Genomic DNA, 14,785 nt, shown 5'->3' with positions numbered 1-14,785 from the left:
GGGCTGCCGCCCTCGCTAAACCCAACCGTTTTGTACCGGGGCCAGCTGACTGAAAGCTGACGAGACCGCGTAGCAATTCACCCAACGAAACGCGGCCCGCGTGGGCCACTTGCCGTCAAGAACAATGAAGACGTTCAGGCCGCAGACAAAAGGCGTTCGGCCAGCTTACGATCAGCGGCAGCCGCCGCACGACAACGGGCCGGATTGGCGATCAGCACCACTGCACGCTTAAGACTGATCGCCCTGACGACCTCACGCTCTCCCGGCTCGTGCGCATCCACCATGGGATCCATGAGGTGGCCGTCCATCCGATTTGTGCCGGTCGTCGCCGCCGCGTCGTCGACCCCGAGCATTTTGCGGGCCTGACTGGATCGAACCGCGCTGGCGCGCTCGCAGGATCGTCCGTTGTGCCGCCGGCGCTGCTGCGGCCGCTCGGCGAGTATGAGGCAATCGTCGGGGGGAGCTTCTGATGCGCGCCGCTGTCTCCGATCGCCTGAGCGATATGCTGACCCGCCTGAAGCTGACCGCCGTCCGCGACCAGTTGGATGGGCTATTGGACGAGGCCGGCCGACAAGAGCTGAGCCTGCGCGAGACCCTGGTGCTACTGTGCGAGCGCGAGATCGCCCGCAAGGACGAGCGGCGCATCGAGATGACCCTCAAACTCGCTCGCTTCCCGTTCGTTCGCGATCTCTCCGGCTTCGACTTCTCGGCCCAGCCGTCGCTAGACCCCAAGCAGGTACGTGAGCTTGCTGGCGCGCGCTGGATTGCCAATGGCGAGAACGTGCTGCTGCTTGGGCCGCCTGGCGTTGGCAAGACGCACCTGGCGGTCGCGCTGGGGCGTGAAGCGATCCTGACTGGGCATTCCGTGCAGTTCGTCGCAGCCACGACGGTCGTTGCGCAACTTGCCAAAGGACACAGCGAAGGCAGGCTTGACGAGAGGCTCGCGCAATTTGCCAAGCCAAAGCTCCTGATCATCGACGAACTCGGCTATCTGCCCTTTGAGCCCAATGCCGCACATCTCTTTCGTCCAGCTCGTCAGCCGCCGTTACGAGAGAGGCGCGATCCTGCTCACCAGCAACCGCAGCATCGGCGAGTGGGGCTCAGTCTTCGGCGACCCTGTGGTCGCCACCGCGATCCTTGATCGCCTGTTACACCACAGTCACGTGATCACAATCCGCGGCGACAGCTACCGCTTGAAGGAAAAGCGTCGTAGCGGGCTTTTGCAGAAGGCCGCGGCGCAAGAAGCTAAATCGGAGAAAACGTCGTGAAGCAAGCCGCTCGCTCGCTACGGCGCTATGGGGGCGCGCTCCGCGAGCGGCTTGCTCCACATCCGCCAAAACAACAAGGGGGTCACTTCTTCATGTCGCTACGGGGTTAAATCCGGACGTCACTTGACACAGGGAGCAGTGCGATCCTCAGAGATCGGTTCGATGAGCCTGAACGCGCTCCGGCTTGCGGCAGCTACAAAGCGGAGCTGCGTCGCCGCAACTAAACCGTAGAACACCCAGGATAGTGAACAAGGGCACTATCTGTCTAAGGACGGTGGCGGCGTCTCCTTTGTGCGCGTTGGCAGTATCGGATATTCGATCTTGGGCAAACGGCCGCTCAGTGAATTAAGAAACGCAACGATATCGTTCGTCTCCTTCTCGGTGAGCTCGGCGCCGAGCTGGACCTCACTCATAATGCCGACGGCTTCCTGGAGCGTCCAAACCTGACCCGAATGGAAGTAGGGAGCTCGCAAGGCTACGTTGCGCAAAGGGGCGGCGCGGAACACGTATCGGTCGCTGAAGGCCTTCGTGACCGCGAAACGCCCCTGGTCGGCTGCGGGAAGCAGTTTGCTGTCTGGTCTTTCAATCACGCCGAACGGGAAAAACTCCTGCCCACCAATATTGATTCCGTTGTGGCAGGAGGCGCAGCCTTTGTCCATGAACAGCCGCAATCCCGCCTTTTGGTTGCCATCCAGCGCGTTGCCATCGCCGTTCAGATATCGGTCGAACGGAGCTGCTGGTGTCGTGAGCGTCGCTTCGAAAGCCTCGAGCGCTTTCGCGAAATTGTCGAAGGTGACCGGCGGTGTATCAAGCGGGAATGCTTGCTTGAACCTGCCAACATAATCTTCCATCGAATTCAGTGTGGTCGTTACGTGATCCGCAGTCGCATTCATTTCGGCGCTCGCCTGAACGGGCCCCTTGGCTTGTGCCTTAAGATCCGGCGCGCGTCCGTCCCAGAATTGCGCGACATTGAACACTGAATTGTAGACGGTTGGCGCCCGCCGCGCTCCCCGTTGCCAACCGTGACCAACTGACGTTGGACCCGCGTCGACGCCGCCGGTTCCAAGATTGTGGCACGTATTGCAGCTAATGATCCCACTCGCCGACAGACGAGGGTCGAAGAACAGCATCTTCCCGAGCTCCGCTTTCTCGGTCGTCACGGGATTGTCCTTTAGGGTGGGGATAGCAGAAGGGATCGGTTTGAAGATCTGTCTGGCTGTCATCATCAAATCGTCGTTTGCGATAGCATTGCATGAGACGAGCATCAGAACGGTAGTAATCGATACCTTGCGCATGACGTGAGACTTCCAGATTTTGCGGCGCCGCTACCGAAGAACAGTTCTTCAGAAAAGGCGATTTCATCGTCCATCTGCTGAACTATGACGGCCGCCGTCTTGTCGATTTTGATCTCGGTAGTGCGTCCAATCGCTAACATCCTGTTACTTCGCCATTACCGCACTGGCTCCATTTGTGATCGGCTCGGCTGGAAGGGCCGCTGCGCCCGCGCGGACCGGAAGCCGCGCGAGCGCGACTCGACGTCGCGAAACATGCGAAACGACGCTGTCCCTACCGCGCCCGCGCTGCCGGAGAGCTGGCCGCGACATGACTCGGCGCCTTGGACGTCGCATAAACGAAGCGCTGTCCCTGCCACGCGGCTAACCTTGATGGCCAGACTTGCCGCCTGACCACCGCTCCTTCCGTGGGGTGCCGTCAAGCTCCAGGGACCAGCAAGAACTGTAGCGCCAAAGCCGCTCGTCGCGTGCCTACCTGATTTGGTTGGTCAGACGGAGATTCAGTGATGACATAACGCCAGAGGCCCCATTCCCCCCCCCGCGGTTGATGGCGCTAATGGTCGTTTCACCACTGCCGCCATCTCGAATGGCAGGAGACGCACCGTTCGATTGCCGAGTACCTTGACGAGCTTCACGACCGGCGCACTGCCTTGCTTGACGAGCGTCAAGAACGAACTGTTGTTGTTGACTCGGTATCTTTGCTCCTGCGACAAAGGACATGACCAATGGACGTTCTTGGTCACTTGAGCCGGAGGCGGGGTTGCTGCACGAGGTGTTGATTTCGGGCTTCAGGTCATCGAAGCTGATGCCGCCTAATTTCGTTGACCGTCGCCATCATGCGGTGAATGCCATAAGTCAACTCAGTCGAATAGCGTGTTATCGAGGTCGTTAATTACGACACGTTTGACGTCTTCATTCAAAGAACTACCCCGTTTTCCGCTCCATGGCCCCCTTGGAGATCGTCTCCTGAGAGCTCGCAACCAGGTCGAGCGGATCTTTCAACAGGATCGATCAACGCCGTGGGGTGGCAACGCGCTATGATACCTCGTTGAAAGCAGCGACTGACGCGCTTTCTCCGCGGAAACAGCGAGAGCCCGAGATAGCTCAAGCGCCTGGTCCACTGTCACTTGGAAGTGAACGCCGACAATACTTGCAATGACGAGCGTGATTTCGTCATCCATCTGCTCAATACAGATCGCGGCCGTTTCATTCAGTTCGATCTGAGCAATACGTCCGAGGGAACATCCGGCTCATTCGTCATGGCTACACTCCATCCGGCGATTGGGCTCGCGACTGGCATAGGGTGCGTCCCGACAGCGATTCAGCCAAGAGAGCACGAACTGGTCAGCTACAAGAGTATGTAGGTAAGGCGCGCGTCACGAAGTCAGTCGCTGTGGGGATTAAGGTCGAAAGCAAGACACAACCACGTGCCGCGCGATCTTTGCACCGGCGCTAAACACTAGAGCGCCGACTCTGCGCCGCCTAGAGCGATGAAGACTGTGCCGCCTGGAGCGATGAAGACTGTGAGATTTCACGTGGGCACCGGCAAGCACTAACCCTGGTAGGTCTCCCCACGACCCCTCTCCCGCTATAATCCGCTTTATCCCGTGGTGTGACAGCCCTCACGGGAAAGCCGGGTGGTTGGCCTCTTGACGCCGAGGCTGACTACTGAAGTTAGCGGCACGTGATAGGGACAGCGCTTTCCTTGCTGAGCGGAAGGCGTTCAGGGTCACGTCGCCGCTAACTTCCCCGGCAGTGTGAGCGCGGTAGGACATCGCCTGCCGTCAAAGTGACGAGCCGCGCTCGCGCGACTTCAGGACCGATACTGATGAACAAGGGATAACGATCAGTCCTGGTAGTTGTGCTAGGGCGTTCGCCGAATGATACCACACCCCGTCAGCTTCTTCCGCTGCTTGAGGCTGACCGTGGTGAAGTTAGCGGTGCGTGGTAGGGACAGCGCTTCCGACAAAGCGCCGAGTCACGTGCCGCTAACTTCTACTATGGGTCCGCATGGGCGGTGACAATCAACCCTTCAAACCTTCGCTCGTTGAGCTTTGATCGGCACATCACATCCCTGCGGTCGCAAGCGCGTGCGGTGCTTGCAACCAATCAGGCGCGCGCGGCCGATCAGGCTCTGCGCCTGTCAGATCGCCAAGTCGCGACAGTAAAGTAGCCTGCCGCCCTCGCCGATCACCGGCTGGCCGTACTTCCGCATGAAGTATCGCGTCCCCTTGCGTCCACGATCCGACGTGCGGACCACAGCCGACCGATTGGTGCCCATGTTCTCGAACATCTCGCCGATGATGGCGACCCGGTCGCGAGCGATCTTGCCCTTGTTGGCGATCTCGTAGGCGGCAATGCCGGATGCGCCGGCGGCTTCAATGTAGGAGATCATCCGCTCTTCGTCGGTCAGATTCTTCGAGAGCCGCCGCCTCCCCTTCGGCTGCTAGGCGAAATGCTCTGAGCCAGGCCGGGGCAAGATCGGGCTGCGTCTGCGCGACGATGGGCATGGTGTGCGGCCTATCGAGCCAGAGTGCATCACGGAGCGCGGCAACGGGAATGGCGGGGTGTTCCTTGGCGAACGTGCGGCAGAGGTTGATGAGGTTCGTCGCCTCGACCGCGATGGCGAACTTGATCTCGGCCTTGAGCGCCTGATGCTCGTTCCATGCCCCGCCGGGATCGCGGCCGAGCAAGAGCCTGATCTTCAGGAACGTGGGATGCGCCTGGGTGAGGAAGCCAGCCAGTTCCGGATCAATCAACGGCGGCTGCTCGACTCCCCTCGCCCTCGGGCGACCTCGACCGGAACGCATCGCCGCCGGGAACACTTTGCCGTGTCCAGCGCGCATCGAGAGCCAGATCAGCTTCTTCCGGTGCAGATACCGCGCGATGGCCTCTGCCTCACTAGGATGGCACGGCAAGGCGCTGGCGAAGCCAACGAAGGACCAACCATCGTCCGGCACTTGAGGAACGCCGCCTTGGCGTCCCACTCCGACATGACCTTCCTGCGCATCGGATAATATCCACTTCCATCCGTCGAAGTGACGGACTCATCCATCATCCAGCAAAACATCAACTGACGATTCCGGGGTTTCGCCCCTATACATAGACGTAATCCCCTACACACATATCTTCATCAGAATATATTACGACTATATATTACTATCTTATATATAGGGGATACCCTCCAATGGTCTCGCAGGCCCTATCGAAAGCAGGGGTTTAGTTTTGCGGACGTTTCCGCGCATAACCGAAACCGGCCCCAAAAGATAATATGGAGTTGGCGATTTCCATGCGCGAGATCGGCCTGCTCTTTCCGGCTCGCTAACGATGGGCCAGCGGCCGTCCGTCAAGATGCCTATCAAAACTCTTGCGTGACGGATAATCCGTCGACTATCCATTGATTCCGGCGGGACCGGCGTGATTCACGCCGGACGGGGACGAGAAATCCACACCGCACGTCGCTGATCTGAACAACGCCCTTCAGGGCGAACGGGAGAGCTTTGTGTATGTCTCAAAATTATCTGAACACGCCGGGATCGAAGGGCGGTGGCGCTTCGAGTGACGCCGCCGAGAAGATTGTCAGCCGGGCAGCGATGCTCCGCATCGCGATCATCGAACTGATGCTCAACGGCTACCGCCTGACGGCTGACGAGATCGCCAAGCAACTGAAGGAAAGCGTCCTGGCGATCCGTCCGCGCGTCTCGGAACTCGTCAAGATCGGCACGACCGCCGGAAGAACGTCAGCGGCATGACGGCTCACGAGGACAGCCTGACCGCCGTCGATCTCCCGCAGCCCACCCCCGCAAAACCGCTTCGCTCCGCGCCGCAGGCAATGCACTCGGATCAGAACGCCTTGTTCAGCTGAAGGGGAGCGCCGTGACCGAATACCTGCTCACGCATTCAGGAAAAGATGATCACGCGCCGCGCGCTCGGGCTCGAACACGGCAACTCGATCAGCCGCAACTTCGTCGCCGCTCATGACAACGGCGAAGACATCGGTGTCGCACAGCGCCTTATCGGCAAGGGCTACATGGTCCGTCTTGATGTACTTGTGCCCGTTGTGGACGGCCACGATCACATTGGCCTTGTGTTCTTCTTCGACATAGAACTCCCATACACCGTTTTCGATTTCTTTGATCGTGGCATTGACGGATTGCTTCCACCTGGACCCGTCCGGAGTTACTCCGCCAACGTTTTTGACTCGCTCGTGAGGGTTCTGCCTGTCAGTCTTGTTGATGCATTGAATTCGTATGCGGCTGATCACTCGGGTCTCTCCCATCTGCAAGAAAAAAGAGCCTCAGTTTAGACCTCGGGCGTGGGTTAGTGGCCGACCAATCCTAGTAGGTGTCTCGCATCCTTCTCCGCGCCGAGTCCCGCCCGCACTCCCAGCGACCCGCGGCTGTGATGCGGCAACCGGTTCTGGTAGTTGTGGCACGGCTTTTTTCGATGAATGTATCCCACCGTCAGCTTCTTCCGCTGTTGTGAGGCTGGCGGTGGAGTTAGCGGCGCGGGATAGGGACAACGCTTTTTTCTCCAGACGGGCGCCGAGCCACGTGGCCGCTAAACTTCAGCCGGGGGCCAACCGATGTATTCGAGCGGCAGATCACGGCCCTACGGTCGCAAGCGCTTGAGGTGCTTGCAGCCAATCAGGCCCGGGTCGCCGATCAGTCTTTGAGCCTGGCAGATCGCCAAGTCGCGACATTTGATGCCGAGGAGGCTCAGGCAGTGTTGGGCATACTCGATAGCGTGAAGCCCAATCTTAGGCCGAAGGACGCGCGGCGGATCGCTGCACGCATACGCGCGCTTCTAGAGGGGACGAGGTGAGTGTCGCCCGACTCTCTCGGGGTAGAGGCGGCCAGCCCTGGTCTTCGAGGACGGGCTGGCCACCATCGCTTCCGACGCCGTTTGGGCGAACCCGCACCCAGGCTCGTGGGCCTAAGCGGATCATCTGGTGCGGCGATCAGGACAGCGCCGGTTTGAAGCTGCGCGCGGCCATGGCCCAACTGTTCGGCATCGCGCGGTTCTATTTCGTCAACTGGCCGGAAGGTTCAAAGGACGCCAACGATCATCTGCGCAGCGATGGCGCGCAGGCGGTGCGCGAGTTGGTGCTCTATGGCCCGTTGCCGTAGCCGACGAGCGGCCTGTACCGGAATGAGCGATCTGCCGGATCCGCCGCCGATGACGATCTGGTCCCCGGGGTTCAACAGTTGGGGACACCGCTGCAAGCTCGCGGCTGGCACCTTGTCGGTGATGACCGACAGGGAGATCGCCGATGCGGACCGCTGGATCAATGAGCACTATCTGTTTATGGGCCCATCCCGACCGGTGGCCTGATCTGCAATGGCTGTTGTCGCAGGCGGAGGCTGCTGTGCATCGCCACAGCGTCCGGATTCCTGCAGATCGATCCCTGGAATCGGCTGGAAGCGAACCGCGAGCCGCGCGAAAGCGAGACCGACTATCGGCCGGTGCCTGCGCGAGCTGTACAATTTCGCCGTCGACCTCGACTGCCATGTGCAGATCCTCGCGCATCCGGCCAAGGCAGGAGATGGCTACAGGCGCAGCGATCCGCCGGAGCTGGAGCACATCCACGGATCGAAGCACTGGGACAACATGGTCGACCAGGGGTTTGTGGTGCATCGGCGTCGGCTGTTCAACGACAAGGGCGAGCGCGAGTTCAACACCGAGCTGCATCACAAGAAATCTCGGTTCGAAGAGCTTGGGTACGCAACCAAGTTCGGACTCGAGTTTCAGAGCGACACTGGGCGGTTTGCCGACTGCAACCTCGCGAAGAGAACGCCCGCAAAGCAGCAACAGCAAGCTACAATTTTGAGCGCGGCGAATGACGGATTACGACGCCTATCTGCGATCAGAGCAATGGCGCACCAAGGCGGACGCCGTCATTGAGCGCGAGCACGGCGGTTGCCAGCGCTGCGGCGACTTGGCGCGGGAGGTGCATCACCGCACCTATGAGCGAATTTTTCGCGAGCGCCTCGAAGACCTGGAAGCGGTCTGCGCTGACTGCCACAAGCTGGAGCATGGGCTGTCGTCTGCAGCCGACACTGATCGACAAACACGGAAGCAACAGGCGTATCGTGAGCGGCTTGTTCGCGAGCTCTATGCGCCAAACAGAGGTAAAACATGGACTGCATTCTGATCCGGCGCGACGAACCGCCGAAATTCAACCCGCTCGAAGAGGCCGTGATAGGGGACGTCGCGCCTTCGGTCTGGTGCGGCCCGCACGTGGGCACGCGTCTCGCCGAGGCGATGCGAACGCTGCGTCTGATCCCGATACGCGCGGTCGCGGGCTATGGCGCTCCGTGGCCTGCCTACAATTACGAGTTCGAGGACTTGCTCGCTCAACAGGCGCAAGGCGAACTCGAGAAAACGATGCGGATGCAGAACCGCACGCGCCTGCTGCCGTCCTTCAGCGATGTCACGCGGATGGAGGCGGCGATCTGCTGGCCCGCCCGCTACCTGCTCGGCCAAATGCATCTGCGCCGGGCGGTCAACTGTGTCGCCCTGGCGCACTCTCTCGAACGCGACGCGGGATGGGTCGCGGTCAAGCGCGGCGGCTATGCCGACACATGGCGGGCGAACCACGATGGCGGACGGGTCGCTCACCCGTTTGAACGAACATGGCAAACTCTTCAGATGTCATATTGCCGAGGCCCAGGTTCGCCAGGGTACGCCCATGTGACAAGAATGAATTGTCTTTTAGCAGATATTGGCCAAGTTCTGCGATCAACTTCATTCGGCTCATCGACAATCCCTGCATCCTGCCCAATTCGATCATGGGAACGAGGCCGAACGGGATATCTTCAAGAATATATCTCGTCCGCAGGTCTTTCTGCCCCCTAATCTTCTCGTAGGCCGGATTCTTGCGACAGATTTCGGAAAGGCTTTCGCCCTGCACACCGTAAATTAATCGGTACAGCTCGCGCACAGAGGGCAAGTCAAAGCCGAAAGACTTCCCAAGAGCTACGCGTTCCTGGTCGATATCTTCCGCAAAGGCTCCAATGGTGGGGGTGATACCTTCTGAATAGTAAAGCCAGTCGTGCTGAGATTCGATCATGGAGAGGTTAAAGATCGTGGGGGCCGGATGCATTATGACAGCGCCATTGGACAGGCTCGTTTCCAGGACATTTCTTGCACCCCGAATCTGCGGGAACACCTCGTTGAGCAATTCCAGGATTTCGTTATTCTTGTTTGCCGGCAACGTGGCAAGTAATACATCCTTCTTGATGGCAAGGATTTCGGCGTAACCAGGTTTCGCACTTCTGCACGCGTAGAGAAGATGATTGCTTTCCGCAACTGGGATATTTGCGGTGCAACCCGCATTTCGGAGAATCTCGCGGAATTCTATAGCCCCGCACATCGCACCCGGATGAAGGAAAACGATCTGCCCGTCAACCAAGTGCGAAGCGCACTTGGTCGCTATCTCAGCATGCGCGGTTGCTGGGGTGACCACCACCACAACGTGTGCCCCTGCGAGCGCTTCGCCGATGTCCGTAGTCGCGAGTTCAAGTCCGCCAAAACCTTGGAGAGCGCCGTCAATATTGATCCCACCAAGTTTGTTTATCTCTTCAATTGTTCTCGCCGTTCTATTGTACAATCTAACGCGACATCCCATGATGGCTAGATGACCAGCCATGGATTGACCACCATGTCCTCCACCTATGATTGCCCATATGATATCCTCTTTCATTTATGGTTTTACAGGATAGTGCCCCGAAGCGGATCTCGCGAGCGTAGTGACAGAGATTCGTCTTCTGGGCGGGCGGCTCGTGCCGAAGGATAGGCGAACGCTGTTGAAAGCCGCGCAATCTATGGCCTGCAGCGCATTCCTCTCAGCAATGATGTCAGGTTTACGTGGTGAGTTCCGTCGGCATTCTTGATCTCCGCAAAGCGCGTTGTGAAGGGCAACGTTCATCGTTGTCGCTCATAGAAAGCAGTGACAAAGCCGGAGATAGTTATAACGAAGATACCAAATAATTCGATCATGGTAGGAAGTTCACCCCAGATAATGAAACCGATACCAAGTGAGAAAACTAACGAGACATAGCCGAAGGGCGCGACCATCGAAGCAGCCCCCAACTGGTAAGCCATAGTTACCAGGATCTGCCCGATGCCGCCGACAAGCCCGATAGCAATCAAAGTCGGTATATCAGCGAGTTCTGGCCAAACATTTGCAAAGGGCAAGGTGGCTGCGCCAACGACGACTCCCGCCAGTGTGAAATAGAAAGCGGTCGCAGTGCTTGACTCGGTATCAGCCATCCTGCGGATAAAAATCATCGCGAGCGCGGCAGTCAACGCGCCGGCCAGCGACAGAACAGCGCCGAGCGAGATGCCGCTAACATCTGGATGAACGACCAAGAGAACGCCAGCAAAGCCGATGATCACGGCGGCCCAGCGATGGAGCGGTACGGTTTCGCCAAGCATGGGAATAGCTAGGATCGTAACGAATATCGGTGCAACGTAGCTTAGCGCCATGACTGTTGCTAACGGGATCATGCTGACAGCGGTGAAAGTGAAGAACATCGAGCATATGCCAGCACCCGAGCGATAGAGATGAGCGCTAATCCGCCTAGTGCGCAGCTCCTGCCATCCGCTCAGCCGATATGCCAACCACAAGATTGGGACCATAGCGAACAAGCTACGAACGAACAAAATCTGTCCAATTGGATACTGTGGACCCATTCCTTTGATAAGCACCACCATAATGGTAAAAAGGGCGGCCGAAGCCAGACTACATCCGATAGCTTTATAGACAGCGACACGGTTTGAATTCACCAATGCAATCGGTCCGAGAGAAGACGTTCTCATACGATAAAACTCATGGTATCTCTAGCTATAACCGGGGCAACTACCTGAATTGGTCGGCGGCATGGTCCGCCACTGAACGCTAACCTTGTTGCTCCTTTTGCAGCGAAAGAAGAGGCCCCGTCGCCAGACTCGCACGCGTTCGTTGCGTCAGTAAGACCGACAGGACGAAGCCCCACGAGAGAATTAGCGGCATCGGCGGGGTATATTCGAACGGAAGTCAATGGAAGCAATCTGTCGTTCAGACGATCAGAGACATCGAACGGCGCGTAGGAATTCTATGTCCAGGAAGACGAGCTCACTGCCGGTTTTGATCGTGGCCAAATGAGTGGACCCTATGCTGAGGACCACCGGGTCTGGTTTCTTAAGTGGAGCTGCTGCCGTTCGTTGTTGCCAATAGTTTACGCTACTGTTGCTTGCTGCTGTCCTGGCTGTGGGGATGTGGGCAACGCGCAGCATTGTAACGCTTCTCGCTTGCGAGAAGCGTCATATCCACAGCCTGTTCCCCGAATGCGCCGGTGACACCTGCCCGCCAGACCGTCATCGGCGCGCGGTTTTCCAGCGCCTGATGGGGGCGCTGGAAATTGTAAAACTCGATCCATCGGGCATTCCGGCTTTGGCCTCGTGGCCATCCGAATAACCCTTGAGATAGGTGAGTGGCGCGGGGCATTGCAGCCCCGCGCTCTCTCAGAACCGGACGTGAACCTCGCGATTCATCCGGCTCCCGTCATCCAACCGTTGATCCGGCAACCCAGTGAGCGAACAGGCCTGGATTGCGTCGCTTCAGCGATCGCAACCATTCCCATACCGCCAACGTGTGTCCTCGGAACCGTTTGTATTGTCGTGTTGCCCATCGAACGATGTAGGCATCGATCGTGCGCAACTCCTCTTGAAGCTTCGAGGGATAAAACCGCCCGGAGTGGCGGCGCACGGCCTTCATCAGAAGGCTCCAATCGATTTCGTCGAAGAAGCTCTTGATGTCGAGGTCGAGCACCCAATCGTGGCTCCAGCATCGACGCCGAGCCACAGCCAGTGCATCATGTGCTGATTTCCCTGGCCGATACCCATAGGAATCCATGTGGAACACGGGCTCCAGAATCGGTTCAAGATAACGCTTGACCACCATCTGGGCGATCCTGTCCGAGACCGTTGGTATTCCCAACGGTCGCGTGCTGCCAGCTCCGCCTTTCGGTATGTCAACGCGCCGCACCGGAGGCGGAAAGTAGCTGCCCGAACTCATCCGATTCCAGATCCCATAGAGATTCTTACTCAGATCTCGGTCGAAGTCTTCGATCGACTGCCCGTCAACACCAGCTGCCCCTTGGTTAGCCTTCACGTGCTTATACGCCTCCCACACATCGCGTTTGGCAATACAAAACGGCTTGGCCTTACTCATGCCGATCATCCCCTTTCGGGTTGTCGACCGCGTAAAGCCGGATGACAACGCCCCTTCGGTGCAGTGCCATTACAGCGCCTTCGTCCCTAATACGGGCGTTTCCGCCCCTGTGCTCCGCATCGGTACTCTGCTCCTTGCGGCGACGAGCCGCTTGGAGTCCTCCCTTCACATCGGAGCGACAGGTTCCTGTGTTCCTTGTCAAAGCCTGATCCGACGTCACGCCACCTTCATGCCGGACGCCGGTTGGACAGTCGGCAGGCTCCCCCCAACCCTTGCTCGCGGGATAGACATCCTGATCCCGGTTTCGACGTCGATAGAACACGTTACGACACGTCATCAGCGGTTTACTTACGTTCGTCTCCTCGGATCTCACCTGACGGAGTTTCCTCCGCCTTTTCCTCCAACGCTCACTACTAGGGCTCTTTACCCTCGCAGCTCGGAGCGGTTTGACGTCTACCCCTGCAGGTCGACTTCGGAGGGCCATCCTCCATCTCTGACAAAGCTTCGTCAGGATTCAGGCCGACGCCTGACTTCCACAGCACACGACGTCCTCGTGCTTGACGCTGCGCCACAGCCGTTCGATGAACACGTTGTCCATCCAGCGGCCGCGACCGTCCATCGAGATCCGAATGCCGGCGGCCTCCAGCACGCCGGTGAAGGCCGCGCTGGTGAACTGGCTGTCCTGATCGGTGTTGAAGATTTGCGGCTTGCCGAACCGCGCCAGCGCCTCCTCCAGGGCGTCGATGCAGAACGACACGTCCATCGTATTGGACAGGCGCCAGCTCAGCACGGCCCGGCTCGCCCAATCGATCACAGCCACCAGATAGAGGAAGCCGCGTCCGATCGGGATATAGGTGATGTCGGTCGCCCTGACCTGGTTCGGCCGGTCGACGGTCATGCCGCGCAGCAGCTAGGGATAGATCAGGTGCCCCGGCGCAGGCTTGCTGGTGCGCGGCTTCGGCCCCAGTGCCTCGATCCCCATCTTGCGCATCAGCCGCTGCACGCGCTTGCGGTTGATCGGAACGCCATCCTCGCTCAGCAGCCACGCCATCCGCCGCGAGCCCAGAAACGGCCGCGCGGTGAACAGTTCGTCGATCTGGCGCATCAGCGTCAGATCGTCGTCATTGGCCGGCTGCGGCGTCCGGTAAACGCCCGAGCGCGACAGCCCGAGCAGCCGGCACTGGCGGCGGATCGACAGCACGCCATGCGCGCGGTCGAGCTTCGCCCTGCGGTCCGGGATGCTCATCTTCCGGACCTCTTCGCTAAAAAATCCCGCTCCACGACCAACTGCCCGATCGTGGCATGCAGCTTCTCGATCTCACGGTCGCGACCAACGTCCGCCGCCTCCCCAGCGGGATCAAAAGCTCTGGCCGCCTGATCCAGCAGTTGCTTCTTCCAGGAATAAATCTGGTGGGATGCACCTCCTAGCGCTGCGCCAGATCGGCCACGCTCACCTGTTCACGCTGCGCCTCCAAAGCGATCGTCGCCTTCAGCGCCGCGTCGATCTTCCGTCTCGTCTTCTTCGTCATCGTCCGCTCCGTTTACCAAACGGAACGGCTACATTCCAACTAGGCTTCTGGTCCCAAATCCGGGGGCCACTTCACCGATTCCCGCCGGTCACCAACTTTGGGCGATAGCTCCATTCGTTGTCACGTACATGTAAGGAGTGTAAAAGCCAATCTGACCGCCAGAATTACTAACTTGAATTCCTGAATAGCACTCCAAGCATGACCCCACTGTGCTTGAGGGATAGCTCGCGACGCCAACAATGGCTGATTGCGGGGTTCGCTGACGGTACTAACCCCTTCGGCAATAGATGACTCACCTCGTTGCCCACGCTGAATTTAAGGTTTATGGCTCGGCAGCGCAGGAACGTGCTGCCACGGTCTTTGCTCCCATGGTAGAGGGGCGCATCAAACGGAATACCTTCAACGTCGGGCATCGCACCCCTCCTCGCTCTTGGGATCGAAGATGCAGCTGACTCATCTCACCAAGACATCTGGTTGTGG

14 protein-coding genes and 2 pseudogenes are annotated in these 14,785 nt (G+C 58.9%); 6 read left to right on the top strand and 10 right to left on the bottom strand.

Going from position 1 to position 14,785, the window contains the following annotated elements; translation table 11 throughout:
* Window positions 1-134: 134 nt before the first annotated feature.
* On the bottom strand, window positions 135-353 hold the full coding sequence (locus N2604_RS06945) for a hypothetical protein (RefSeq protein WP_124163408.1): 219 nt from the start codon (window positions 351-353) through the stop codon (window positions 135-137).
* Between the two features lie 116 nt (window positions 354-469).
* Between N2604_RS06945 and istB the strand changes: the two are divergent.
* Window positions 470-1,268: pseudogene (istB, locus tag N2604_RS06940) on the top strand (IS21-like element helper ATPase IstB).
* Between the two features lie 257 nt (window positions 1,269-1,525).
* Here istB and N2604_RS06935 read toward each other — a convergent pair.
* The 3 genes from N2604_RS06935 to N2604_RS06925 form a co-directional block, all read right to left on the bottom strand.
* Complete coding sequence (locus N2604_RS06935; RefSeq protein WP_050996292.1) at window positions 1,526-2,563, bottom strand: cytochrome-c peroxidase; 1,038 nt, start codon at window positions 2,561-2,563, stop codon at window positions 1,526-1,528.
* A gap of 2,140 nt (window positions 2,564-4,703) precedes the next feature.
* The gene (locus N2604_RS06930; RefSeq protein WP_124163407.1) at window positions 4,704-4,955 is read right to left on the bottom strand and encodes a hypothetical protein; all 252 of its coding nucleotides are present in this window, start codon (window positions 4,953-4,955) and stop codon (window positions 4,704-4,706) included.
* Complete coding sequence (locus tag N2604_RS06925; protein ID WP_158667608.1) at window positions 4,939-5,520, bottom strand: hypothetical protein; 582 nt, start codon at window positions 5,518-5,520, stop codon at window positions 4,939-4,941. Before N2604_RS06925 ends, N2604_RS06930 begins: the two co-directional genes overlap by 17 nt.
* Window positions 5,521-6,066: 546 nt before the next feature.
* On the opposite strand from N2604_RS06925, the gene N2604_RS06920 reads away from it, so the two are divergent.
* The gene (locus tag N2604_RS06920; protein ID WP_124163405.1) at window positions 6,067-6,312 is read left to right on the top strand and encodes a hypothetical protein; all 246 of its coding nucleotides are present in this window, start codon (window positions 6,067-6,069) and stop codon (window positions 6,310-6,312) included.
* Between the two features lie 140 nt (window positions 6,313-6,452).
* Here N2604_RS06920 and N2604_RS06915 read toward each other — a convergent pair whose 3' ends face one another.
* Complete coding sequence (locus tag N2604_RS06915; protein ID WP_260374212.1) at window positions 6,453-6,824, bottom strand: DUF3892 domain-containing protein; 372 nt, start codon at window positions 6,822-6,824, stop codon at window positions 6,453-6,455.
* A 712-nt stretch (window positions 6,825-7,536) separates the two neighbouring features.
* Between N2604_RS06915 and N2604_RS06910 the strand changes: the two genes are divergently transcribed.
* The 4 genes from N2604_RS06910 to N2604_RS06895 are packed head-to-tail and all read left to right on the top strand — an operon-like array spanning window position 7,537 to window position 8,714.
* On the top strand, window positions 7,537-7,689 hold the full coding sequence (locus N2604_RS06910) for a hypothetical protein (RefSeq protein ID WP_157786090.1): 153 nt from the start codon (window positions 7,537-7,539) through the stop codon (window positions 7,687-7,689).
* Window positions 7,690-7,711: 22 nt separating this feature from the next.
* Window positions 7,712-7,894: a hypothetical protein gene (locus N2604_RS06905; protein WP_124163404.1), complete on the top strand. Its 183-nt coding sequence runs from the start codon at window positions 7,712-7,714 to the stop codon at window positions 7,892-7,894.
* Between the two features lie 6 nt (window positions 7,895-7,900).
* Entirely contained in the window at window positions 7,901-8,464 is a 564-nt protein-coding gene (locus N2604_RS06900) for a hypothetical protein (RefSeq protein ID WP_124163403.1), read from the top strand.
* On the top strand, window positions 8,400-8,714 hold the full coding sequence (locus tag N2604_RS06895) for a hypothetical protein (protein ID WP_124163402.1): 315 nt from the start codon (window positions 8,400-8,402) through the stop codon (window positions 8,712-8,714). Before N2604_RS06900 ends, N2604_RS06895 begins: the two co-directional genes overlap by 65 nt.
* 405 nt (window positions 8,715-9,119) lie before the next feature.
* Here N2604_RS06895 and N2604_RS06890 read toward each other — a convergent pair whose 3' ends face one another.
* The 5 genes and pseudogenes from N2604_RS06890 to N2604_RS39605 form a co-directional block, all read right to left on the bottom strand.
* Window positions 9,120-10,265 (bottom strand): NAD/NADP-dependent octopine/nopaline dehydrogenase family protein, encoded by a 1,146-nt coding sequence (locus N2604_RS06890; RefSeq protein WP_124163401.1) that lies wholly within the window; start codon window positions 10,263-10,265, stop codon window positions 9,120-9,122.
* Between the two features lie 221 nt (window positions 10,266-10,486).
* Window positions 10,487-11,257, bottom strand: coding sequence for a DMT family transporter (locus tag N2604_RS06885; protein WP_245333216.1), 771 nt, complete (start codon window positions 11,255-11,257; stop codon window positions 10,487-10,489).
* A gap of 1,042 nt (window positions 11,258-12,299) precedes the next feature.
* Window positions 12,300-12,785, bottom strand: a pseudogene (locus N2604_RS06875) (reverse transcriptase domain-containing protein); the annotation flags it as partial.
* A gap of 505 nt (window positions 12,786-13,290) precedes the next feature.
* Window positions 13,291-13,674, bottom strand: a complete 384-nt coding sequence (locus N2604_RS39610) for a DDE-type integrase/transposase/recombinase (RefSeq protein WP_124163398.1) — start codon at window positions 13,672-13,674, stop codon at window positions 13,291-13,293.
* Window positions 13,675-13,686: 12 nt separating this feature from the next.
* Window positions 13,687-14,022 (bottom strand): IS3 family transposase, encoded by a 336-nt coding sequence (locus N2604_RS39605; RefSeq protein ID WP_050996297.1) that lies wholly within the window; start codon window positions 14,020-14,022, stop codon window positions 13,687-13,689.
* Window positions 14,023-14,785: the final 763 nt, after the last annotated feature.

The sequence above is a fragment of the Bradyrhizobium sp. CB1015 genome (assembly GCF_025200925.1).
Classification (GTDB): domain Bacteria; phylum Pseudomonadota; class Alphaproteobacteria; order Rhizobiales; family Xanthobacteraceae; genus Bradyrhizobium.
The sequence above is the reverse complement of the archived record's forward strand: the minus strand, read 5'-3'. Positions and strand labels throughout refer to the sequence as shown.